The sequence below is a fragment of the Bradyrhizobium sp. genome (genome assembly GCF_016213215.1).
GTDB lineage: Bacteria > Pseudomonadota > Alphaproteobacteria > Rhizobiales > Xanthobacteraceae > Bradyrhizobium.
In genome coordinates, this window is the sequence record NZ_JACRAW010000077.1 from 124,916 (window position 1) to 147,534 (window position 22,619).

Below are 22,619 nucleotides of genomic sequence, written 5' to 3' on the forward strand. Positions count from 1 at the left end.
TGCCCATGCCGATCCGGACACCAGTCCCGACACCAATCCCGACACCGACGGACGCCAATTCCGACCTGTCGGCCGGCGGGGCGGCGCTCAACCTCGGCAGCAGCTTTCTGGAGCGATTGGGTGGCCAGGCCGGCAATTTCTACAACCGTTCGCTGCGAACCAATCCCGGCGGCGGCGGCTCGTCGGAAGAGGCGGAAGGTCCGCGCTATCGCAGCTGGGTCGAGGCCTACGGCATTTCGGTCAGGACCGACGCCCAAGGTGACTTCGTCGGCGACAGGCGCACGACCTGGGGCGGCGTCGCCGGCCTGGGCGCGCGAATCGCTCCCGGCGTGAACATCGGCTTCTCGATCGATCAGAGCCGCACCGCAATCGACGTGCCGCTGGCGCTGCAGTCGGCGACCCTCGATCTGACCCAGTTCGGCTTCAACGCCTCGGTCGACAAGGGGCCCTGGACCTGGGCATTTGCGCTGGTGCACGGCTTCGGCAACGTCCACACCAGCCGCGATACCGGCCTTGGCCTCGCCCTAGCCAGCTACGGCGCCACGGTCGACGGAGCGCTGACCGAACTCAGTTATTACTGGACCAAGGATCAGAGCCGGATCGTGCCCAAGGCCGCGCTCGAATATGTGCGGGCCACGACCGGGTCATGGCAAGAGATCGGCGGCTTTGATCCGATGGCGGGTAGCACGCTGACGCTGGAGCGTTCACGCGTCATGATCGGCGCGGAGGTCGGGCATTACTTCATCTTCGACCGGAAAATTCTCGATCTGTCAGCCTACGGCAAGTTCGTCGACAATTTCTCGCAGAACCTCGGTTCGGTCGTGGTCAGCCTCGGGCAGCAGAGTATTGCGGTGCAGGGTATCGGCGAGAGCCGGTACGGTGCCGATGCCGGCGGCTCGGCCTCGCTCAGCCTGACCAACACGGCGCGGCTCTACGTCAATTACGACGCCAAGTTCCGCTCCGCCCTGCAATCGCACCAGGGGACGGTCGGCTTCGAAATGAAGTGGTAGGGGTCCAGACCCCCGCCGGAACTCACTTTCGCGTCAAACCAGCGCGTGACGTTGCAAGTTGAACGTCATAGCAATAGCCAAGGTGAGACTCGCCGCCTACACCCGCTCAGCCGAAAAAAATTGAACGCACCAGGAAACGCGCAATGACCATGCTGCCCAATTCGCAAGAAGCCCGAGACGTGGCCTACCAGCTGCACGCCTATACCAATGCGCGTGCGCACCAGAAGAACGGCCCGCTCGTGATCGAGCGAGGCGAGGGACCCTACGTCTATGACGCGGGGGGAAAGCGCTATCTGGAGGCGTTGGCCGGCCTCTGGAGCGTGGCGTTGGGCTTCAACGAGCCGCGGCTTGTCCAGGCCGCGATGCGCCAGATGCAAGCCCTGCCATTTTATCACGGTTTCGCCTCGAAATCGCACGGGCCGTCGATCGATCTCGCCGAGAAGCTGGTAGGTCTGGCGCCGGTGAAGATGAGCAAGGTGTTCTTCACCAACTCCGGCTCCGAGGCGAACGACACCGTCTTGAAGCTGATCACCTATCGCTCGAATGCGCTGGGCCAGCCGCAGCGCAAGAAGGTGATCGGCCGCCTGCGTGGCTACCATGGCGTTACGATCGCATCCGCGAGCCTGACCGGTCTTCCGAACAACCACCGCTCGTTTGACCTGCCCTTGCCGAACGTCCTGCACACGGGCTCGCCGCATTTCTACAAGGACGGCAACGCCGGCGAGAGCGAGGAGGCCTTTGCGACCCGGCGCGCCGAGGAGCTGGAGGCGATGATCCTCAAGGAAGGGCCGGAGACGGTCGCGGCCTTCTTTGGCGAGCCGGTCATGGGCGCCGGTGGCGTCATCGTGCCGCCGCGGACCTACTGGGACAAGATCCAGAAAGTTCTGAAGAAGTACGACATTCTGCTGGTGGCCGACGAAGTGATTTGCGGGTTCGGCCGTACCGGCAGGATGTTCGGCTGCGACACCTATAACATCGAGCCCGACGTGATGGTGATGTCGAAGCAGATCACCTCGAGCTACTTTCCGTTCTCGGCCATCATGATGAATGACCGCATGTTTGAGCCGATTGCCGACGAGAGCAACAGGATCGGGGTTCTCGGCCACGGCTTCACGGCAGGCGGCCACCCGGTCGGTGCCGCGATCGCGCTCGAAAACCTCAAGATCATCGAGGAGCGTGGCCTGGTCGAACAGGCCGCCCGCACCGGCGAGTATCTCCAGGGCAAGCTGCGCGAGCTTGCCGATCACCCGCTGGTCGGAGAAGTCCGCGGCGTCGGCATGATCGCTGCGATCGAGCTGGTGCTCGACAAGCAGCGCAAGGCCGCCGCGAGCACGCCGGGGGCGATAGGCACCATCGCGTCCCGCCTGTTGCAGGAGAGAGGGATCATCACCCGCAACATGCTGGATGCGGTGGCCTTCTGTCCGCCTCTGATTGTGGGCAAGAGCCACATCGACGAACTGGTCGGCGCGGTCGCCGGCATGCTCGACGACCTCAAGCCGGTGGTGGCCGGTCTCACTCCGGCGTAGAGGAACGTGCACTGACGCAACGGCGCTCCCTCTCCCGCTTGCGGGGGAGGGTGGGGCGCCACAGATGCACGAGGTAAGGGGCCTTCTCAGGCCCGATATCGCTAACGGCATAATGAATTGCATGAAAAAGTGCGAAGATGTCAGCGAATACCATGTGAGTTTGCTCGGCCCAACTCTCCAACCTCAAAACAAGAAGTAACCTATTTAGCGCCCCTTCTTCTTTGGCTTTTTCCGAACCCTTGGCTTGTCTTTGAGTGGCTTGGGCGGTGTAGCCAGCCCGGCTCTTAGCGCAGCCTCAAATCGCTCGGCTGCCTCTTTTTTCGAGAATTGGCCGTCGTCTTTCTTAACCAAGCGCGAAGTCCTTGTTCTCATGCTCTATTTCGATTCTTGCAACCGAATCAGAGACATAGTATATTAGATAGGCGAATGACGCCGCGGGGGCCAATTCCCGCAGCGCCGCTCAACCTAAAACGCTATTGTTGCATGTACCACCTCCCGGTCTCGGGTCTACGGACCTCACTGGGGTCGTGTTGCACCAAGGTTGGCTTGACCTTGGGTCTTGGATGCCGAAGGGGTTGGTCGTGAAACTCACCCTTCGACGGCGATTGTTTTGAACGGCGGCTACCTCGGTAGTCGCCGTTTGCATTTAGACCACGAACCATTTGCCATGGCGGGCGACGATAAGCTTGCGCTCCTTCAGGCGGTGGATGTTGGTTCGAATAGAATTCTCTGGCGCTGAATGGCCCGCATCCTGTAGCGCCTGAATAATCTCAGCCGGAGTTAGTCCCGGCTTGGCTTCCAGCGCCCGCACGATGAAATAGGGTGTTGTACCCATAATCAGCTTTGTCTTGGTCGTGCTCGACCCCGTGCCGTTAATCAGTTTTAGCTGCACGGCAGGTCCTATAACGTCCTGTACTTCGCCGGGCGTCATCTCGCCAACCGCTTTCGCTACGGCAGCCATGGCATCACGCCAGCCGTCAGCATACGCTGACCGCCTGATCTTCTCGGCAAGGTCCGTGAACGCGGCCATTGGGTCTGTGTTGTCACTCATAACGTGAACGTATAACAGTTCCCGCGCAGAGTGCAACACCTAGATACGTTATCTGTGGATACGGCCTATCTAGCCTGCTGTGGTGTCAAGTAGATAATCGCCAAGCAAGTACGCGGCGGGACCGGTTTAGCGAACCCTCACTCCCGTTCGACCACGATCACCTTGCCTTTGTCGACGGCGAGCGCCAGCTGACCACGCTTCAGCCTGAGCGCGGCTTCGCCGAACAGTTCGCGCCGCCAGCCGCGCAGCGCGGCCACGTCGGCATCATCGTCAGCGGCGATCTGCTCGAGATCGTCGACCGTGGCGATGACCTTGCTCGCCACGGCGTGACGCTCCGAGGTCATCCGCAACAGGACCTTGAGCAGCTCGACGATCGCGCCGCCATTGGCGTTGTTGCGGGGCTTTTCGAGCTTCGGCAGGGTCGAAGGATCGCGCGCCAGCCCGCGCTGGACGGCGGCGACGATGTCGACGCCCCATTTCGATCTCTCGAAGCCCCTGGGCAGCGATCGCAAATTGGCAAGGCGCTCGATCGTGGTCGGCGCGTGGGTGGCGATGTCGCCGACCGCTTCGTCCTTCAGGACGCGGCTGCGCGGCACGTCGCGGCTTTGCGCCTCCTGCTCGCGCCAGGCCGCAATTTCCATCAGGACGGCGAGCTCCTTGGGCTTGCGGACGCGCGTCTTCAGCCGCTCCCAGGCGCGCTCGGGGTGGAAGTCGTAGGTCTTCGGCGAGGTCAGGATCTCCATCTCGACGCTGACCCAGTCGCTGCGGCGGCGCTTCATCAGGTCGGCATCGAGCGCCGCGAACACGTCGCGCAGATGGGTCACGTCGGAGACGGCGTAGTGCATCTGCTCCTTGCTCAGCGGCCGGCGCGACCAGTCAGTAAAGCGGTGAGTCTTGTCGGGCCGATGGCCGGTGACGCGCTCGACCAGCTGGTCGTAGGCGATGCTGTCGCCGTAACCCAGTACCATCGCCGCGACTTGGGTATCGAATACCGGGTGAGGAATGATGTTCGCCTGGTGCCAGACGATCTCGATGTCCTGGCGGGCGGCGTGGAAGACCTTGAGCACCTTCTCGTTGCCCATCAGCTCGAAGAAGGGTTTCAGATCAATGTTTTGGGCAAGCGCGTCGACGACGACCGCTTCCTCCGCGCTGGCCATCTGCACGACGCAGAGCAGGGGGTAGTAGGTGGTTTCGCGCAGGAACTCGGTATCGACAGTGATGACCGGGTGGCGCGCCAGCCTCGCGCAGGCTGCCGCAAGTTCCGAGCTAGTAGCAATCAAATCCATGAACGACCTATGGCACGTGCCTCAGCCGTTCCGCCGAAAGTGCAGGCATGTCAAGGGGCTCGTAAAGAATTCGAGCCTTGCATTTGAGCGGGACAGGCGGCGCACGGCGCAAACGGCCCATGCGCGGCCCCGGATGAGCGAAGCAAATCCGGGACTTTTCCTGCCCCCGTTCCCGGATATCCTACTCGTAGCGGATGTGCCGCGACGGCTTGCGTGCCGTGGGCACCGCCAGCACGATCACGCACATCGCGATCATCGCCAATCCCATAAACTCGAATACCAACGCGTCCACGACACCATCCTCCCGATGAGATCGCTAGACTTGTCGGTGGCTAATTGAGGGTTTGTTAAACGTCGTGGTTACCGCGTACCGGTCCGCGACGATGGTGGACGAGAAGTTAACACCTCACGTCCCGCAGAAGGTCTGGCACACGCGCTCGTGCGGCTGGGGCGGGTCCTGGTAGGCGGCGAATTCCGGTTGGTCCTCATAGGGTTTGGACAGGACCTTCAGAAGCTCCTCGAACGGGGTGTAGTCGTCGCGGTTCATCGCCGCCTGGATCACGGCTTCGACGCGATGGTTGCGCGGGATGAAGGCGGGGTTGACGCTGCGCATCAGGGCCTGCCGCTCGGCCGGGGTTTGCGGCTCTTCGTCGAGGCGCTTGCGCCAGCGCGCCGCCCATTCGTCGAACGCGGCGGGCTCGGCGAACAAGGCGCGCACGCGCTCGTCGGCGGCCTCATTGCCAGCGGCATCGCTGAGCCCGCGGAAGGTGAGGGTGAAGTCGGCCGCGTTTTTGGCCATGGCATCGAGCAGGTCCTGGATCAGCGCCTCATCGCCGTCGCGCGCGGTGAACAGCCCGATCTTGCGGCGCAAGCCGGCCTGATAAGCCGCGCTGAACTGCTCGGGAAATGCGCCAAGAATTTCCTGCGCCTGCTCGACGGCCTTGTCCTGCTCCTCGCCGAAGAGCGGCAGCAGGCATTCGGCGAGCCGCGTCAGATTCCATAAGGCAATGCGGGGCTGGTTGGCGTAGGCGTAGCGGCCCATCTCGTCGATCGAGGAGAAGACCTGCGCGGGATTGTATTCGTCCATGAAGGCGCAGGGGCCGTAGTCGATGGTCTCGCCCGAGATCGAGGTGTTGTCGGTGTTCATCACGCCATGAATGAAACCGACCAGGAGCCAGCGCGCGACGAGATCGGCCTGGCGGCCGACCACCGCGGCCAGGAGTGCATGATAGGGCCGCTCGGCCTGCGCCAGTTCCGGATAGTGCCTGTTGATGACATGATCGGCGAGGGCGCGCACCGCGTCGTTGTCGCGGCGCACGGCAAAGTACTGGAAGGTTCCGACCCGGACATGGCTGGCGGCAACCCGCGTCAGCACCGCGCCGGGCAGCGCTGTCTCGCGCATGACGGGCTCGCCCGTGACGACCGCTGCGAGCGAGCGCGTGGTCGGGATGCCGAGCGCATGCATCGCCTCGCTGACAATATATTCCCTGAGCACCGGTCCCAGCGCGGCGCGGCCATCGCCACGCCGGGAGAACGGGGTGGGGCCGGAGCCCTTGAGCTGGATATCGCGGCGGACGCCGTCCCTGTCGATGACCTCGCCGAGCAGGATGGCGCGGCCGTCGCCGAGTTGCGGAACAAAATGGCCGAACTGGTGCCCGGCATAGGCCATCGCGATGGGCTCGGCGCCTTCCGGAACCGTCTTGCCGGCAAGGATCTCGGCGCCTTCCGGCGTCTCCAGCATGTCCGGGTCGAGCCCGAGCTGGACCGCGAGCGGCCGGTTGAGCTTGATCAGCCGGGGGGCGGCGACCGGAGTCGGCGCCACACGCGCGAAGAAATTCGCCGGCAGGCCCGCATAGGAGTTCTGGAACGCGAAATGGACAGTCATACCTCCAAGATAGGCGCGGCCCGGCATTAGGCAATCGCCTTCGGCAGGCGCCCGATCAGGCGTGATGTTGTTTTTTCGGGGTTTTCTGACGCCCGGCAGGGCGCCCATCCGCTCGCATTCGGTTGCCGCGCTGACCCGCCTCGGGTAAACCCTCAGCCGCTTCGAGCCTAGCCCTCTGCCTCGAATCGATCCTCCGCCACCTTGCTTTCCGGGAATTCCATGCACCGTTACCGAACCCATACCTGCGGCCAACTCCGCGAGAGCGACATCGGACAGACGGTGCGGCTGTCGGGCTGGTGCCACCGCATCCGCGACCACGGCGGCGTGTTGTTCGTCGACCTGCGCGACCATTACGGGCTCACCCAATGCGTGGTCGATCCGGACTCGCCGGCCTTTGCGCAGGCTGAAAAGCTCCGTTCGGAATGGGTGGTGCGGATGGACGGCAAGGTGCGCCACCGTCCCGAGGGCACCGACAATGACGACCTCGCGACCGGCAAGGTCGAGATCTACGTCAGCGAGATCGAGGTGCTGGGCCCGGCGGGCGAACTGCCGCTGCCGGTGTTCGGCGACCAGGAATATCCCGAAGACATCCGGCTCAAGTACCGCTTCCTCGACCTGCGCCGCGAGAAGCTGCACCAGAACATCATGACGCGCGTGGCGATCATCGATTCGATGCGCCGGCGCATGAAGGAGCAGGGCTTCTTCGAGTTCAACACCCCGATCCTGACCGCGTCCTCCCCCGAGGGCGCCCGCGACTTCCTGGTGCCCTCGCGCATCCATCCCGGCAAGTTCTACGCGCTGCCGCAGGCGCCCCAGCAGTACAAGCAGCTCCTGATGATGAGCGGCTTCGACCGCTATTTCCAGATCGCGCCCTGCTTCCGCGACGAGGACCCGCGCGCCGACCGCCTTCCTGGCGAGTTCTACCAGCTCGATGTCGAAATGAGCTTCGTGACCCAGGAAGACGTGTTCGCGGCGATGGAGCCGGTTGTCACCGGGGTGTTCGAGGAATTCGCCAAGGGCAAGCCGGTGACCAAGGGCTGGCCGCGGATTCCGTTCGCCGAAGCGCTGCGCAAGTACGGCAGCGACAAGCCGGACCTGCGCAATCCGCTTGAGATGCAGGACGTGTCCGAGCATTTCCGCGGCTCCGGCTTCAAGGTGTTCGCGCGCATGCTCGAAGACCCGAAGAACCAGGTGTGGGCGATCCCCGCGCCCGGCGGCGGCAGCCGCGCTTTCTGCGACCGTATGAACTCGTGGGCGCAGGGCGAAGGCCAGCCCGGCCTCGGCTACATCATGTGGCGCGAGGGCGGTGAGGGCGCAGGTCCCCTCGCCAACAATATCGGCCCCGAGCGCACCGCGGCGATCCGCACCCAGCTCGGCGTGAAGGAGGGCGATGCCGCGTTCTTCGTGGCCGGCGATCCAGACAAGTTCTGGAAGTTCTCAGGGCTCGCCCGCACCAAGGTCGGCGAGGAGCTCAACCTCATCGACAAGGAGCGCTTCGAGCTCGCCTGGGTCGTCGACTTCCCGATGTACGAGTACTCCGAAGAGGAGAAGAAGGTCGACTTCTCGCACAACCCGTTCTCGATGCCGCAGGGCGGCCTGGAAGCGCTGCAGACGCAGGACCCGCTGACCATCAAGGCCTTCCAGTACGACATCACCTGCAACGGCTACGAGATCGCCTCCGGCGGCATCCGCAATCATCGCCCGGAGACGATGGTGAAGGCGTTCGAGATCGCCGGCTACGGCGAGCAGGACGTCATCGATCGTTTCGGCGGCATGTATCGCGCCTTCCAGTACGGCGCGCCGCCGCATGGCGGCATGGCGGCGGGCGTCGATCGCATCGTCATGCTTCTGTGCGGCACCACCAACCTGCGCGAGATCTCGCTGTTCCCGATGAACCAGCAGGCCATGGACCTCCTGATGGGCGCGCCCTCGGAAGCCACGCCCAAGCAACTGCGCGAGCTTCACATCAGGGTCAATCTGCCGAACAAGGGCCAGGCCTAGAGTCCGGTCGAGGCCTCGATCCGGAATTGCGAGAGCGCGGTCAGCGCGTCGGTCCGCAACAGCGTGACGAGCTGCACCCCCACCTTGAGCGGCGTCAGCTTGATCGCCAGCGTCTGTCCCGGCGTTTCGATAAAGCGGATCACGGCCTCCACCGCGGCCGCCCCGTCCGGGTTGGCTGCTGCAATCTCTTTGCCGATCTTCTTGATCTTGTCGATGATGGCGAGCCTCGCCGCCTCGCGGCTGAGGTTCTGGGCACGGGCAAACTGCGTGACCACGAGGTCGACGCTGCCGGCATCGCGCAGGGTGAGCTCGATCGGGCCGGCCTCGATCTCGGCCGCCTCCTGCGGTGGGTGCATCAGGTCGAGCGAGAACACCGCGCGCGGCACGTTGGCGAACGTCAGGCGAGCCTGCGCCTTCAGCAGGTTTCCAATTTCGATATTCGCGGGCGCGACAACGAAGGCACCCGAGGCCTCCGTCCAGGCTGCACCGAGATCGGCGTCGATCACCAGCTTGTCGATGCCGGCCCCGAGCAGCGGCATCAGCGCTGGATTGGTCGCGTCGACGGGCATCGTCATCTTCGCGACGAGATGCGCCTTGCTCGGGATCGATCCGACCAACTGACCCCAATCGAGACTGACCATGTCGAGATTGATCGACTTGTTGCTGTCCTTGAACGGCGCCACGAGGTTCTTGACCTCGGCGCCTTCGAGGACGCGGAACAGGCCAAGAGCCTGATCGGGCGAGGGCACTTGCCCCGCGCTCGACAACTGCAACGTCAGGCGCATCAGATTGGCCGCATTGAGCGACTTGAGCACAAAACGCTCGAGCTTGACCGGTCCGTTCGGCGAGCGCGCGTCCAGCTCTTCGATGGCAAGATCGCCTTGCCCGTTTTCCAGATTGTAGCGGATCGCCTTCAGCGTCATGGGCCCTTGTGGCGTCTCGACCGCCAGACCGCGAACCTCGGCGTTGCCGATACGAATGCCTTCGTAGAGATCGGCTAGTTTCGCGGTGAGCTCGCGTGCCTGCGCCGGTGTCGGGGGGACCGTTCGATCCGTCGGCAGCATCGACATGATCGCCTGGAGCTGCAGCTTTGAGGGGCGTATTCCCGCCTCGTCCAGCGTAATGCCGTCGATCCGTGCGCGCAGGCCCAGCTCGGACGTCAGCACATAGGGACCGGCCGATATTTGCCGGTAGATCCGATGAAAGGCGTCATCGCCCGCCTGCTGCGGATCGAGCATCGCTACGGCGGCGCTTGCATCAAAATCAAGCGTGACGACGTTGGAGATGTTGCCGCTCAGCTTGTCGGTCTTGCCCGCCTGCTGGGCCGTCGTCGTGAAGGCGACCCCGTCGATTTTCACCGTGCTGATTCTGCCTTCGCGGACCCCCTGGATCGCAAGGCCGGAGTAGGTGGCTTCGCCGCCGCCTGGGGCGGCGGTGCCGGCGCTGAAGGCGAGCGAAATCGTGGGCGCCGTGATTGACGACGCCGTGACTGCGGCGAACCGCTGGAGCACGGAGCGATAGGTTTCGATCAGCGAGTTGGAGGCTGTGAAGCGTTGCCCGTGGATCGGGCCGGAATAATCGGTGAAGGTGATTTGCGGCACCTTGTAGACGGCTTTCCAGTTCTCGGGAGCGCCCTCCGCAGTCGCTTCAATTCCGGAAATCTCGATGCTGTCGGCCGAGAAACGCGCCGGATCGGACTGCCGGACGCCGATCGCCCTGAGGCGCGCGATCTTGACCCGCGCCTGCGGCTGGGTCGTCGACTCACCGGCGATGTCCTCCACCGTCAGCGTCCGCGTGCCGAGATTGAACGCGACCTTGCCATGGTTCGCCTTGCCGCCGCCCGCCCGGATCTCGTCGAACAGCGCATCGACTTGCTGTATCGCGCGGTGCTGGACGTAGAAATTGAAGCCGAGCCATCCCCCGGCCGCGATCACGATTGCAGCGACGACGCCGATGAAAATTCTTCTCATTCGCTCACCTGCGGTAGCTCATTCTGCAAGATGCAACTTTTCATAGCTTATATGGCGAGTTTACGGAAAGCCATGCTCTTTCAATAATTTGCAAACCGGGACCTGTTGATGGGCGCGCAATCGGATGTTGCATCCAAGCGGCCGGCCGTGCTTCACATCCCCCCGCGATTGCCGGGAAGCTGACTCTGCTGGACCGGTACACAAATACGTTTTGGGCGGAAGGCACGCATGTCGTCCTATTCTGAAGATCTCCATTCCGCGGCGCTGGCCTATCACCGGCTGCCACGGCCGGGGAAACTCGAGATCAAGGCGAGCAAGCCGCTCGCCAACCAGCGCGACCTGGCGCTTGCCTATTCGCCCGGCGTCGCCGCCGCCTGCACCGAAATAGCCAACAATCCCGCCGAGGCCGCCACGCTGACGACGCGCGCCAACCTGGTCGCGGTCGTCTCCAACGGCACCGCCGTGCTGGGCCTGGGCAATATCGGTCCGCTCGCCTCCAAGCCCGTCATGGAAGGCAAGGCGGTGCTGTTCAAGAAGTTCGCCGGCATCGACGTGTTCGATATCGAGATCGCCGCCGACACCATCGAGCGCGTCGTCGAGACCGTGGCAGCGCTGGAGCCGACCTTCGGCGGCATCAATCTCGAGGACATCAAGGGACCGGAATGCTTCGAGATCGAGGCGCGGCTGAAGGAGCGCATGAAGATCCCGGTCTTCCACGACGATCAGCATGGCACAGCCATCATCGTCAGCGCCGCGATCAAGAACGCGCTGCTCCTGAAGGGCAAGAAATTGTCCGACGTGAAGATCGTCGCCTCCGGCGCGGGCGCCGCGGCGCTCGCGTGCCTCAACCTGCTGGTGTCGATGGGGGCGCAACGCAAGAACATCTGGGTATGCGACATTGACGGCCTGGTCTATGACGGGCGCAACACGCTGATGGACCGCTGGAAGGCGGTCTATGCCCAGAAGACCGACAAACGTACGCTGGGCGATGTCATTGGCGGCGCCGATATCTTCCTGGGGCTGTCTGCGCCCAACGTGCTGACGGCCGACATGGCCAGGCAGATGGCGGACAAGCCGCTGATCATGGCGCTTGCCAACCCGGTGCCGGAGATCATGCCGGAGGAGGCGCGCAGGGCGCGCCCCGATGCCATGATCTGCACCGGCCGCTCCGATTTTCCCAACCAGGTCAACAACGTCCTCTGCTTCCCCTTCATCTTCCGCGGCGCGCTCGATGTCGGTGCCACCGCGATCAACGAGGAGATGAAGCACGCCGCGGTCGACGCGATCGCGCAGCTCGCGCGCGAGCCGCCGTCGGATGCCGTTGCGCACGGCTTTGATACCGGCGAGACGCAAGGCTTCGGGCCGGGCTCGCTCATTCCGAGCCCGTTCGATCCGCGGCTGATCCTGCGCATCGCGCCGGCCGTGGCGAAGGCTGCGATGGACTCGGGCGTGGCAACGCGCCCGATCGGCAATTTCGACGAATATACGGCGTTGCTCACGCGCTTCGCCTTCCGCTCCGGACTCGTGATGAAGCCGATGTTCGCGAAAGCGAAGACCCAGCCGGTGCGCGTCATCTATGCCGAAGGCGAGGACGAGCGCGTGCTGCGCGCCACGCAGGTGGTGCTGGAGGAGAAGCTCGCGCGGCCGATCCTGGTCGGGCGCCCGTCCGTCGTCGAAACGAGGATCAAGCGCTTTGGCCTTGCCATCAAGGCGGGGCGGGATTTCGACCTCATCAATCCCGAGGACGACCCACGCTACCGGTCCTATGTGCAGTCCTACATTGACGTCGCAGGCCGGCGTGGGGTGACGCCGGACGCTGCCCGCACCGTCGTGCGCACCAACAATACCGTGATCGCGGCGCTCGCCGTGGTGCGGGGCGAGGCGGATGCCATGCTGTGCGGCGTCGAGGGCCGCTACATGAGCCATCTGCGCCATGTGCGCGAAATCATCGGCTTCCGGCCCGAGGTCAGCGACTGCGCTGCGCTCTCGCTGATGATCACCAGCAAGGGTGCCTATTTTCTCGCCGATACCCAGGTGCGGCCGAACCCGACCGCTGAGGAATTGGCGGAAATGGCCGCCATGGCGGCCAGCCACGTGCAGCGCTTCAATATCGTGCCGAAGATCGCCTTTGTGTCGCACTCCGATTTCGGCAGCTACGACACCGACTCCTCACGCAAGATGCGCCGTGCCACGGCGCTGCTCAAGGAAAAGCACCCCGAGCTCGAGGCCGACGGGGAGATGCAGGCCGACACCGCGCTCTCGGGGGTGGCGCGAAAGCAGGTGCTGCCACATTCGGACCTGGAAGGCGAGGCCAACATCCTGATCATGCCGACGCTGGACGCGGCCAACATCGCCTACCAGACCATCAAGGTCCTGGCGGACGCGCTTCCGGTGGGCCCGATCCTGATCGGCCCGGCGCGGCCGGCGCACATCCTCACCCCCGGGGTGACGGCCCGCGGTGTCCTCAACATGACCGCGGTCGCGGTGGTGGAGGCCCAGGAGCGCGCCAGCCGGCAGCAGCCGAGCCTGTTCACCTGATCAGGTACCGAAGCTCGCCCGCAGGGGAGAGCCTCGGCCTTTTTGCCGCGCGGATGGATTGACCTGGCCGAATCGCTGCTCTGGCGGCTTACGAAGAATTCGCTCCCGGGCGGGATTGTACGTTTGAAAACGGCACTGGAATCTTCATAATCACTTCATTCCGGCGTCAGCGTCCCGCCCTCATAGCACCATCCAAGAGGCCGACCATGCCAGCGTTCGTTACCTTCGGGCGAATCTTGTTCGCCGTGCTCTTCATCTACACGGGCGCGACGAAACTGTTCGCGATCGCCGCGACGGCCGATTTCATCGCGACCAAGGTGACGCTCCCTGAAGTCGTCGCGCCCTATGCCCAGCAGCTCGAGACCATGGCAAGCATGCCTTTCATGCAGCTGCTGGCGATCGCGGTCGGGGCCTTCGAGGTTCTCGCCGGCCTGATGATCGCGCTCAATTTCGGCGCGCGGTTCTTTGCCATCGTGCTGATCATCTTCGTGGTCGCCTCGACCTTCTATTTCCATGATTTCTGGAATCAGCCGGCGCCGGATAACGCCAAGACGCTGATCGAGGCGCTCAAGAACCTCTCGATCGTCGGCGCGCTGTTCATGATCGCCGGCTACGGCAAGGCCACGCGGCCGGTCGAAGCCGCGTATGGGGAAGTCTAGGCGCGAACGGCGCATACAGCCGGCAGCCCGCCGCTTGAGTTGTCCGAGAAGGTACATCAGTCCGCAGATAGTAACGCGGGTGAGCGAGGCGATACATGGCGGCGCAACTCCCGCGTCGCTGTCGCCCCCTTTCCGTCATTCCGGCATGCGTACGCAAGCACGCAGGCCCGGATCCATAACCCCGGCCGGTGGTTATGGATCCTCCGATGTGCAATTGCACATCGTAGCTCGACGCTTGCGCGTCGCCCCGGAATGACGGCGGGGTTATTACAACCGCTTGAACTGCGGGCAAATCACCCCAGACCATGGTCAATCGGGTGGCACAAAAATATTTCGCTTTTCCAGAATTCGGATTGGCGTATAGGTCGCCCGTCTCACCCGGTACGAGGGGCGTATCGCGATCGTCACGAAACGCGGGCTGGGATGCGGTGGACGCGGGTTGCGTCGGCGCGAACGTGTACCACAGGGCGGTTTTCCGTGAGTGGTACGCGGCGCGCAGGACGAACGGCGCCAATGCGTACGGCAAACCGTGTGGTCCTGGCTGCCGTTGCTGCAGTCAAGCTCCGCGGAGGCGCTTCCAGCCCAACCGGGCGTGAGGCGCCGCCAATCTGTGGCGCGACGGTGACAAAAAGGAATTCGTCGCCGGGGAGAGCGCGGCATAAGCCGTAAAGCCACTGCGCAGGGAAGGCCGGGTGTCGTCGGCTGTACCTGTATGCTCGTGTGCGCCCTCTTTGCGCAGACTGCACACGAGACCGCGGGTGCAGCGGGCACCCGGTCTTCCCTGCGCCCTCTGTTCGAAGGTCTGTTCGAAGGAGGGTGAAGAGGACAGCAAGAACTCGGACGCAATGCGCCGCGAGAAGGCGAGTTCGTACCTGCCGTTTGGAAAAGAAAACACGATGTTGCCGCAAGCGATCATCTATAACCCTCGTCCTGAGGAGCGCGCCTCGGCGCGCGTCTCGAAGGGCGAGGGGCGCCAGCGGGGCCTTCATCCTTCGAGACGCTTGCTACGCAAGCTCCTCAGGATGAGGCGCAAAGACCTTCGTGATTCTTGCAATCACGACCGCGCCCTATCCACGCCGCCACGGCGTGACGCTGACATCATGAGCCGGATCAAGCATCTGGGATTGCCCCGCCTTCAGCCCATGTGCCGCGAGCACCTCCTGTGGCGTGCGTTCAGGTACTCCGGGGAAGCAGGGCTCGCCGCCGGGCAGCCGGACGTGAGGGGCGACCGACAGCCAGAACGTGTCGTAGCGGTTCATGAACATGCCGAACACGTCGGGACCGCCGATGATCGCGACCGTCCCCGAGGTCACGCCGGCGAAAGCGCAAGCGTCCTCGAAGCTTGCACCAAGCGGATTCCACAGCGTGGCGTTCGGCTCCGACGGATCGCGGGCGAGGGCAGGGATCTTCCGCGTCAGGATGATCCGCCTGCGACGGTCCGAATTCGGCTGGCCCTCGTGCGAATGCCGGCCGTGAATGATGAGGTCGGCACGATCGAGGGCCGCTTCGAAGAACTTCTTGTCGCCCTCGAACTTCAGCACGTCGGGCATCGCGCGGTGGACATCAGCGAGCATGCCGTCCGCGGAAACGATGACGTAACCTTCGATGCGCAGATCCGCCACGGCGGCCGGCGGCTATTCCGAAACCGTCGTGACGACGCTGCTGACCGGCCGCTGGCTCACGGTCGGCAGCTTGAGGTCCTTCGAGAGCTCTTCATCGTACTTGGCCAACGATTGGACCGGTGCCTTGGCCCGCATCGCGACCACTTTGTAGCCCTCCTCCTTCAACCGGCGCAGCAGTTCGGGCACCGCTTCCGCCGTCTGCTTGTGGAAGTCATGCATCAGGATGATGCCCTTGCCGAGCTTGTTGAGCTTCTTGAAAGTGGTGTCGATGACCTGCTTGGCGTTGCGCGCCTTGAAATCAAAGGAATCAAGATCGCAGGAGAAGATCCCGACGTTGCGATTGCCGAGATAAGTTACGACTTCCGGCGGATGCTGCAGGGCAGGGAAGCGGAAGAACGGCGCGGGCGAATTGCCGCCGAGCGCCCATTTCACGGCGCTGATGCCCTTCTCGATTTCTTCCTTGCGCTGATCTTCGCTCAGCTTCTTGTTGTTGAGGTTGGCATGCGACCAGGTGTGTGTGCCGACGGTGTGGCCTGCCGCATAAACCTGCTTGAGGATTTCCGGATAGTAGGTCGCGTGCTTGCCGATCGTGAAGAAGATGCCGGTGGTGCATTCGTCCGCCAGCGCCTTCAGCACCGCGGGCGTAGTCCCCAGCCACGGGCCATCGTCGAAGGTCAGCACCACTTCGTGGTCGCGGAGGAAATCAAGGTCCTTGAAGTGCTCGAAGCCAAAACCGGGGCCGCCAGACGTGTCGATCTCGACAGTGCGCCCGACGCCCAGCGCGTTCGGATTGGTGCAGGCCGCCCGCGCGGGCTGCGGTGGCTGGCTCGCGGGAGCTGCCGCGGGAATAGCCTGCGGAGCCGTTGCGGCTCCTTGCGTCGCGGCGACGGGTTTCGCCGGAGGGGTCTGCGACCATGCGGCGCCCGACATCGACAGAGACATCGCGCCCGCCAAAATCACACCTGCCGCAACTCGCATTGTTGTTGTCCCTTGAGAGTGATGCCGTTGTTCGGCCGCGGCTTTTTCGCCGCGCCGCGCCCTTCCTGCCCCAGGCAGATAGTAGCCTAGATGGAGCTATACCGCCATTGCAACGGCTGTTTGGGATCAAGGGCGAATTGTGCCCAGCCAGATTTGACAGGAGGGGCTCAGCTCTCCGCGAGCACGCGCGCCACCGCTGTCCTGACGCGGGTGTCGCCCGGCTCGACGGCCGACGCGAAGACATCCGCAATGTAGCCGTCGCGCCCGATCAGGTATTTGTGGAAGTTCCATCGTGGAACCTCCTTCGGCCGCGCCTCGGCCGCCCATTTGTAGAAGGGGTGTGCGCTTTTCCCAACGACCGTGGTTTTGGCCGCGATGGGGAAGGTAGCGCTGTATTGGCCGTGGGCCGTCGCCCCGATCTCGATCGCGCCGCCGGGTTCCTGGCCGCCGAAATCGTTGGAAGGAACGCCAATGATGACAAGGCCGCGGTCGCGGAACTCGTTCCACAATTCCTGCAGTCCGGCGTATTGCGGGGTATAGCCGCACAGAGAGGCGGTGTTGACGATGAGCAGGGGTCGGCCGCTATAGGCCCCAAGACGGATGTCCTCGCGGTCAAGCGCGGGAAAGGAAAACGCATAGGCGGTGATGCGGCTCATCGCCGCCTGCGCAATGGCGCTACGCGATGCGAAGGGCGCTGCCGTGGCGGCAAGCAGTAGTGTCGCGATGGACCTGCGGTTGATCATGGCGGCCCTCCATCCAGGGAGCCGGCCGATCATAGTCGAGCCGAAGGCGGCCCGTTCTCAACAAGCCGTTACGAGCCGGCGGTGGTCGTGCTCAGCGCAGACGGACGATGAAGTCGGTGCCTGCGCCGGTCTCGCCCTGGTTGATGCCCTGATCGGAGACGATGATCGAGCCACCGCTCGTCAGCATCTCGTTGATGCGCGCCATCGTGTCCGCCGGGATCGCAAGGCGGTCGAGCGCCTGGGCCGGGCTGTCCGGCACCGGAATCGGCTTTGCCTCAGGAGGGATCGCACCGGCGACACGGCGGCGCTGGGTGATCTGCAGGTCCTGGTCGCCGCGCTGGAGATACCTGGCGCTGAGCGGCAGCGACACCACCGACCAGCGCAGCGAGTTGGCGTCCTCCTTGTCGACTTCGGCGGTGAAGACATGCGTGCCGAGCGGTCGGTCGCTCGGCGCGATCGTCACCGCCACCTCGAACAACGGCGAGAAATTCTGGCGCACGTAAAGCTTCGAATCCTTGCGGCTGACGAACACCGCGATCTGCCCGGCACGTTTCGGCGGCTCGGGCTTTGTCGCGACGGGCTTGTCGCCCGCGGTGAGTCGGCTCTCGTCCTTTTTGGCGTCCTGTGCAATCGGCCGTGCCTCGACGGTCGCAGTCGCAGCCGGATCGGGCTTCCTGGTCGCGTCGACCGGAGCGGCATTGGCTGCGGCCGGCTTTTCGCCTTCCGACGGGCCTTGGTCCTTCTTGATCGCGTCCGCAGTTTCGGCCGGCTTCGCCGTCGCCGCGTCCGATGTGGCCGTCTGGTTATTGTCGGCGTTCTTTGCCGCTTCGACGTCGGCCATCGGCCCGCTGTCGCTCCGCGCGGCAGGACCTTCGCGCGGTGGCGCGTTGTTGTTGGCAGCGGCGTCCGACATCGTCAGCGGCTCCTTCGCCGGGCGCGCGTCACTGCCGGCATCGGCGGTGCGAGTGTGCTCGCGTGGCTCCGAGGGAGCAGCATCACCATTCGCAGGCGTGGCAAGATCGGCATGGCCGACGCTGGGCTTCAGCTCGACCACATTATTGGCGCTTTCGGTCCTGGTTTCAGGCGAACCCTTGTCGCTCTTGGCGCCGACGTGCGTATTCGCCTCCGGCTCGGCGGCTGCAGCCGGCTGTGGCGGGACCTTGAACGAGGCGAGCAGCGGGTGGGAAAAGTTTTCCGGCGTCAGTTCGCCGGGCGTCACGATGACGCGAGCGCCCATCCTGGTCCAATTCCACATCTTGGTCGCGAACGCCATCGGCATGCGGATGCAGCCGTGCGAAGCCGGATACCCCGGCAGCACGCCGGCATGCATGGCGACGCCGGACCACGTGATCCGCTGCATGTAGGGCATCGGCGCGCCGCTGTAGATGTTGGAACGATGGAATTTGTGCTTCTGGATGACGCTGAACACGCCCATCGGCGTGGAGTGGCCCTTCATCCCGGTCGAGACCGGAGACTCCGCGAAGAAGCCATTGGAGTCGTAGACTTTCAGCTTCTGCTTTTCGATCGAGATCGCGATGATCAGTGGCCCGTGCGGCTTGGCCCCGGTGGCTTTCTCGGCGGGGACGTCCTTTTTGACGGCCGGACGGCGGCGCGGCTTCTGCCGCTGCACGGGCATATCCTGCCGGTAGTAGTAGGGAGTGGAATAATAATACTGACCGTAGAAGTAATCGACAGTGGCCTCAGCCTGGGTGGTCGCCCCAACTGCCCCGGCCGCGGTCAGCACCGCGACCCGCCAAAACCGAACCGGTGCGGCGAAAGAGCCGTGCTCCCTCACGCGAATCATCCTCAAGTCCATCATGCGAGTCAGTTCTCAGTGTTGCAGACAGGATACGCGTTCACCAGCGAGGCGGTTCGGCCGCACGCCACATTTGATCGAGACGTAACAAAAAAGCCTCACAGACCGGTAAATGGCCGTTCCCTGCCAACCGGCTTCCTCCCGACGCCCAAAGCACCTACATGGGCGGAAGCTACTCCACGGAGATTCCTATGCCATTCCGTCCCCTCGGCCAACCTGACACGCGCCTGAAAGGACTTGCTTTCTTGCTTCTGCTCCTGCTCTGGCCGGGTGCTGCCGCCCTTGCTGCCGACGAGCCCGACCTGATCTTCCGCCGCTCGACCGTATTCAAGTGGATCAGTCCGAACGACAAGCTCGCGACCTACGGGCTCGACGATCCCGAGGTGGAGGGCGTCGCCTGCCACTTCACGGTACCGGAGAGGGGTGGCTTCAAGGGTTGGCTGGGGCTTGCCGAAGAGGTCTCGGATATTTCGCTGGCCTGCCGCCAGACCGGTCCGATCCGCTTCAAGGACAAAATGGAGCAGGGCGATGACATGTTCCGCAAGCGCCGGTCGCTGTTCTTCAAGAAGATGCAGATCGTTCGCGGCTGCGACGCGAAGCGTAACGTACTGGTTTACATGGTCTATTCGGACAGGCTGATCGAGGGCTCACCAAAGAATTCGACATCGAGCGTGCCGATCATGCCCTGGGGAGCCGCCGACGCAAACGTTCAGAAGTGCGGCGAGTTCATCCACTAGGATGATCGCGGCTGACACGTTGCAGCGCGGAATTGTTTCGTCGCGTCATTGCCGACGAAACAATTCCGCCGGCGACGAAACTGTTTTCCGCCTTCGGCGCATCGATCCGGAAACCTCGCATGGTTATCACGCGACCAACGACAACAATCTCAACAGGAAGATTGCTCGGTGGGCCCCATGCGATTCCCTATCTATGCAGCAACCATCGCCGCCGCCTTGATCACCTCAGGTTCAGTTCAGGCGCAGGTGCGTTCGCCGAACAAATTGCCCGATCCGCACGGCGAATTCGTGCGCCAGTGCGTGCCTCACATGCTCGGGCGCTGGGCTCACCCGGAACAGGTCTGCGGTTGCCTGCGTGACTATGCGGTCGCGGTGGTGGAGGACGATGATCTGCGCGAAGCGCTGTTACGCGGCATCAGCGAGAGAGGCGTGCCGACGATCGAAGCCGACTGGGTGCCGCCGTCCAAGCAATCCGAAATCGGCCCGACCTTCACCAAGATCGCCAAGCCGACCCTGCAATGCATGTTCGATCCGGCCAAATAGCTGCCCGTTCGCCGGCCGGCCCGGATCATTCCATCGCGACGAGCTATTTCTTCTTCGGACCGAAGCGCGGCACGCAGGTGCGCGTGCGCGAAATGCCGTTCGACATCATCTTCGCTCCCAGCACTTCCTTGACCTGTCCCGCGGGACAGGTTCCATCATCGACCATCACGCGTTGGCCAAGCCGCAAACCGACGATGTCCTGCTCGCGCGCAACCTGCTCGGCAAGGGCCGGCGCAGTGAGCGAGATTGCGCCGCACATCAGCAACGACGAGGACAACAGGCGGAAGGCAGTCATCAGGAGCTCAACACTTGATCATGCAAATTGTAGGGGGGCGGCTGCGATTCTGAAAGCGATCTGCAAAGCGCGGAAGAAATATGCTTTGCTTGCCGAACTGCTGGTCAGGGAAAGTTCGAAGAATGAACGTAACGGATACTCAGAAGAGAATTCTCGACGCGGTCGATGCCAATTTCGACGCGCAGTTGGCGACCACCACCGATTTCGTGGCGATACCCTCGACGCGCGGCGCCGAAGGTCCATGCCAGGACTTGATCAGTGACCTGTTGCGGGCGCGCGGTTACGAGGTCGACGATTGGCATATCGATCTCGACGCGCTGAAGGATCTGCGCGGATACGGTCCGATCGAGCACGACTTCTCGAAGGCCCGCACGGTGGTCGGCACCTACCGCCCCGCAAACAATGCCGGCAAGTCGCTGATCCTGCAGGGCCATTGCGACGTGGTTCCGGCCGGCCCACTCGATCTCTGGGACACGCCGCCGTTCTCGCCGGTCATCAAGGACGGCAGGATGTATGGCCGGGGTGCCTGCGACATGAAGTCCGGTACCATCGGCGCGCTTTATGCTCTGGACGCGATCAAGGTGGCCGGATTGAAGCCAACGGGCCGAATTCACTTCCAGTCGGTAATCGAGGAGGAAAGTACCGGCGTCGGCGCGCTTTCGACGCTTCAGCGCGGCTATCGAGCGGACGCCTGTCTCATCCCCGAACCGACCGGCGGCAAGATGGTGCGGACCCAGGTCGGGGTGATCTGGTTTCGTCTCAAGGTCAGCGGCCATCCGGTGCACGTGGCGCACGCGGGATCGGGCGCCAATGCGATCATGGGGGCCTACCATCTCATCCAGGCGCTGGAGCAACTCGAGGCCGAATGGAACGAGCGCGCCGCCAGCGATCGCCTTTTCAGCACGATTTCGCACCCGATCAATTTCAATCCGGGCATCATCAGGGGCGGCGACTGGGCATCGAGCGTGCCGGCGTGGTGCGATGTCGATTGCCGGATCGCGGTCCTGCCGGGCTGGTCGATCGCCGAGTGCCAGAAAGAGATTCTGGCCTGTGTGGCTACCGCCTCGCGCAACCATCGCTTCCTCTCCAACAATCCGCCCGAGGTGCAATGGACCGGCTTTCTGTCGGAGGGCTATGAGCTCAATGATTCCGCCGAGGCGGAAGCGGCGTTCGGCAAGGCGTTCAGCGCGGTCTACGGCGGAGCCGTCGAGGATCTCGTCTTCACCGCTCTCACCGATACGCGCTTCTACGGGCTCAACTGCAACATTCCGAGCCTCTGCTTCGGGCCGAGCGGCGCCGACATGCACGGCTTCAACGAATATGTCGATCTGGAATCGTTGCGGAAGTCGACCAAGGCGATCGCACTGTTCATCGCCGAATGGTGCGGCGTAGAGAAGGCGTAAACTTGCGTCGGCGGCCATTACCTCGAACGTCATTGCCTGACGAACGAGGTCAAATCATGATCGTGCGTTCGATGTCTTGGGAGGAGAGGTGATGACGCCGCTTGAGAAGCTCAACGCGATGAAGATGCCGTTCGCGGAGTTGAAGGGAGTCGAGTTCACCGAGGCGGACAAGGACCACGTAGTGGCGCGAATGAAAGTGCGGCCGGATCTCTGCACGCTCGGCCATACGATCCATGGCGGCGCGATCATGGCACTTGCAGACACGGTCGGTGCCGCGGCCACCGTGCTCAACCTGCCTGAGGACGCCAAGGGAACGACAACCATCGAAAGCAAGACCAATTTCGTCGGTGCGGCCCGTGAGGGAACCATCATCACTGCGACCGCGACCCCGATCCATCGGGGCCGGCGCACGCAGGTCTGGCAAACGCGCCTGGAGACCGAGGACGGCAAGCTGGTTGCGGTCGTCACCCAGACTCAGATGATCCTCGTGTGATTACGGGGAACGACCCTCGTATGATTACGGAGGCATTGAAATCATTAACGATTTTCTTCCGTG

18 protein-coding genes are annotated in these 22,619 nt (G+C 63.5%); 9 read left to right on the top strand and 9 right to left on the bottom strand.

Going from position 1 to position 22,619, the window contains the following annotated elements; translation table 11 throughout:
• Window positions 1-5 precede the first annotated feature (5 nt).
• Window positions 6-1,010, top strand: a complete 1,005-nt coding sequence (locus HY852_RS13655; protein ID WP_291605247.1) for an autotransporter outer membrane beta-barrel domain-containing protein — start codon at window positions 6-8, stop codon at window positions 1,008-1,010.
• A 143-nt stretch (window positions 1,011-1,153) separates the two neighbouring features.
• Complete coding sequence (locus HY852_RS13660; RefSeq protein ID WP_291605248.1) at window positions 1,154-2,536, top strand: aspartate aminotransferase family protein; 1,383 nt, start codon at window positions 1,154-1,156, stop codon at window positions 2,534-2,536.
• A gap of 646 nt (window positions 2,537-3,182) precedes the next feature.
• Here HY852_RS13660 and HY852_RS13665 read toward each other — a convergent pair.
• The 3 genes from HY852_RS13665 to HY852_RS13675 form a co-directional block, all read right to left on the bottom strand.
• Window positions 3,183-3,566 carry a hypothetical protein gene (locus HY852_RS13665; RefSeq protein ID WP_291605250.1) on the bottom strand — a complete coding sequence of 128 codons (384 nt, stop codon included), beginning with the start codon at window positions 3,564-3,566 and terminating at the stop codon, window positions 3,183-3,185.
• Between the two features lie 158 nt (window positions 3,567-3,724).
• On the bottom strand, window positions 3,725-4,873 hold the full coding sequence (gene rnd / locus HY852_RS13670; protein WP_291605251.1) for a ribonuclease D: 1,149 nt from the start codon (window positions 4,871-4,873) through the stop codon (window positions 3,725-3,727).
• 406 nt (window positions 4,874-5,279) lie between these two features.
• Window positions 5,280-6,758, bottom strand: a complete 1,479-nt coding sequence (locus tag HY852_RS13675; protein WP_291605252.1) for a YdiU family protein — start codon at window positions 6,756-6,758, stop codon at window positions 5,280-5,282.
• Window positions 6,759-6,977: 219 nt separating this feature from the next.
• On the opposite strand from HY852_RS13675, the gene aspS reads away from it, so the two are divergent.
• Window positions 6,978-8,759 (top strand): aspartate--tRNA ligase, encoded by a 1,782-nt coding sequence (gene aspS / locus HY852_RS13680; protein ID WP_291605253.1) that lies wholly within the window; start codon window positions 6,978-6,980, stop codon window positions 8,757-8,759.
• On the opposite strand, the gene HY852_RS13685 is transcribed toward aspS, so the two are convergent.
• A complete protein-coding gene (locus HY852_RS13685; RefSeq protein WP_291605254.1) occupies window positions 8,756-10,729 on the bottom strand; it encodes a hypothetical protein in 1,974 nt (657 codons plus the stop codon). The genes aspS and HY852_RS13685 overlap by 4 nt on opposite strands.
• A gap of 228 nt (window positions 10,730-10,957) precedes the next feature.
• Between HY852_RS13685 and HY852_RS13690 the strand changes: the two genes are divergently transcribed.
• Entirely contained in the window at window positions 10,958-13,267 is a 2,310-nt protein-coding gene (locus HY852_RS13690) for an NADP-dependent malic enzyme (protein WP_291605255.1), read from the top strand.
• A 206-nt stretch (window positions 13,268-13,473) separates the two neighbouring features.
• A complete protein-coding gene (locus tag HY852_RS13695; protein ID WP_291605256.1) occupies window positions 13,474-13,926 on the top strand; it encodes a DoxX family protein in 453 nt (150 codons plus the stop codon).
• A gap of 1,067 nt (window positions 13,927-14,993) precedes the next feature.
• Here HY852_RS13695 and HY852_RS13700 read toward each other — a convergent pair.
• The 4 genes from HY852_RS13700 to HY852_RS13715 form a co-directional block, all read right to left on the bottom strand.
• Window positions 14,994-15,500, bottom strand: a complete 507-nt coding sequence (locus HY852_RS13700) for a dihydrofolate reductase (protein WP_291605308.1) — start codon at window positions 15,498-15,500, stop codon at window positions 14,994-14,996.
• A gap of 60 nt (window positions 15,501-15,560) precedes the next feature.
• Window positions 15,561-16,526: a polysaccharide deacetylase family protein gene (locus tag HY852_RS13705; protein WP_291605257.1), complete on the bottom strand. Its 966-nt coding sequence runs from the start codon at window positions 16,524-16,526 to the stop codon at window positions 15,561-15,563.
• Between the two features lie 167 nt (window positions 16,527-16,693).
• A complete protein-coding gene (locus HY852_RS13710) occupies window positions 16,694-17,269 on the bottom strand; it encodes a glutathione peroxidase (RefSeq protein ID WP_291605258.1) in 576 nt (191 codons plus the stop codon).
• Between the two features lie 91 nt (window positions 17,270-17,360).
• A complete protein-coding gene (locus tag HY852_RS13715) occupies window positions 17,361-19,073 on the bottom strand; it encodes a L,D-transpeptidase family protein (RefSeq protein ID WP_291605259.1) in 1,713 nt (570 codons plus the stop codon).
• A gap of 203 nt (window positions 19,074-19,276) precedes the next feature.
• Between HY852_RS13715 and HY852_RS13720 the strand changes: the two genes are divergently transcribed.
• Entirely contained in the window at window positions 19,277-19,822 is a 546-nt protein-coding gene (locus HY852_RS13720) for a CreA family protein (protein WP_291605260.1), read from the top strand.
• A 177-nt stretch (window positions 19,823-19,999) separates the two neighbouring features.
• Entirely contained in the window at window positions 20,000-20,365 is a 366-nt protein-coding gene (locus HY852_RS13725; protein ID WP_291605261.1) for a hypothetical protein, read from the top strand.
• A 43-nt stretch (window positions 20,366-20,408) separates the two neighbouring features.
• On the opposite strand, the gene HY852_RS13730 is transcribed toward HY852_RS13725, so the two are convergent.
• Window positions 20,409-20,660, bottom strand: coding sequence for a DUF6719 family protein (locus tag HY852_RS13730; protein ID WP_291605262.1), 252 nt, complete (start codon window positions 20,658-20,660; stop codon window positions 20,409-20,411).
• 122 nt (window positions 20,661-20,782) lie between these two features.
• Here HY852_RS13730 and HY852_RS13735 point away from each other — a divergent pair, with 122 nt between their 5' ends.
• Entirely contained in the window at window positions 20,783-22,063 is a 1,281-nt protein-coding gene (locus HY852_RS13735) for an ArgE/DapE family deacylase (RefSeq protein ID WP_291605263.1), read from the top strand.
• Window positions 22,064-22,154: 91 nt separating this feature from the next.
• Window positions 22,155-22,556 (top strand): PaaI family thioesterase, encoded by a 402-nt coding sequence (locus HY852_RS13740; protein WP_291605264.1) that lies wholly within the window; start codon window positions 22,155-22,157, stop codon window positions 22,554-22,556.
• The last annotated feature ends 63 nt before the right edge of the window (window positions 22,557-22,619 follow it).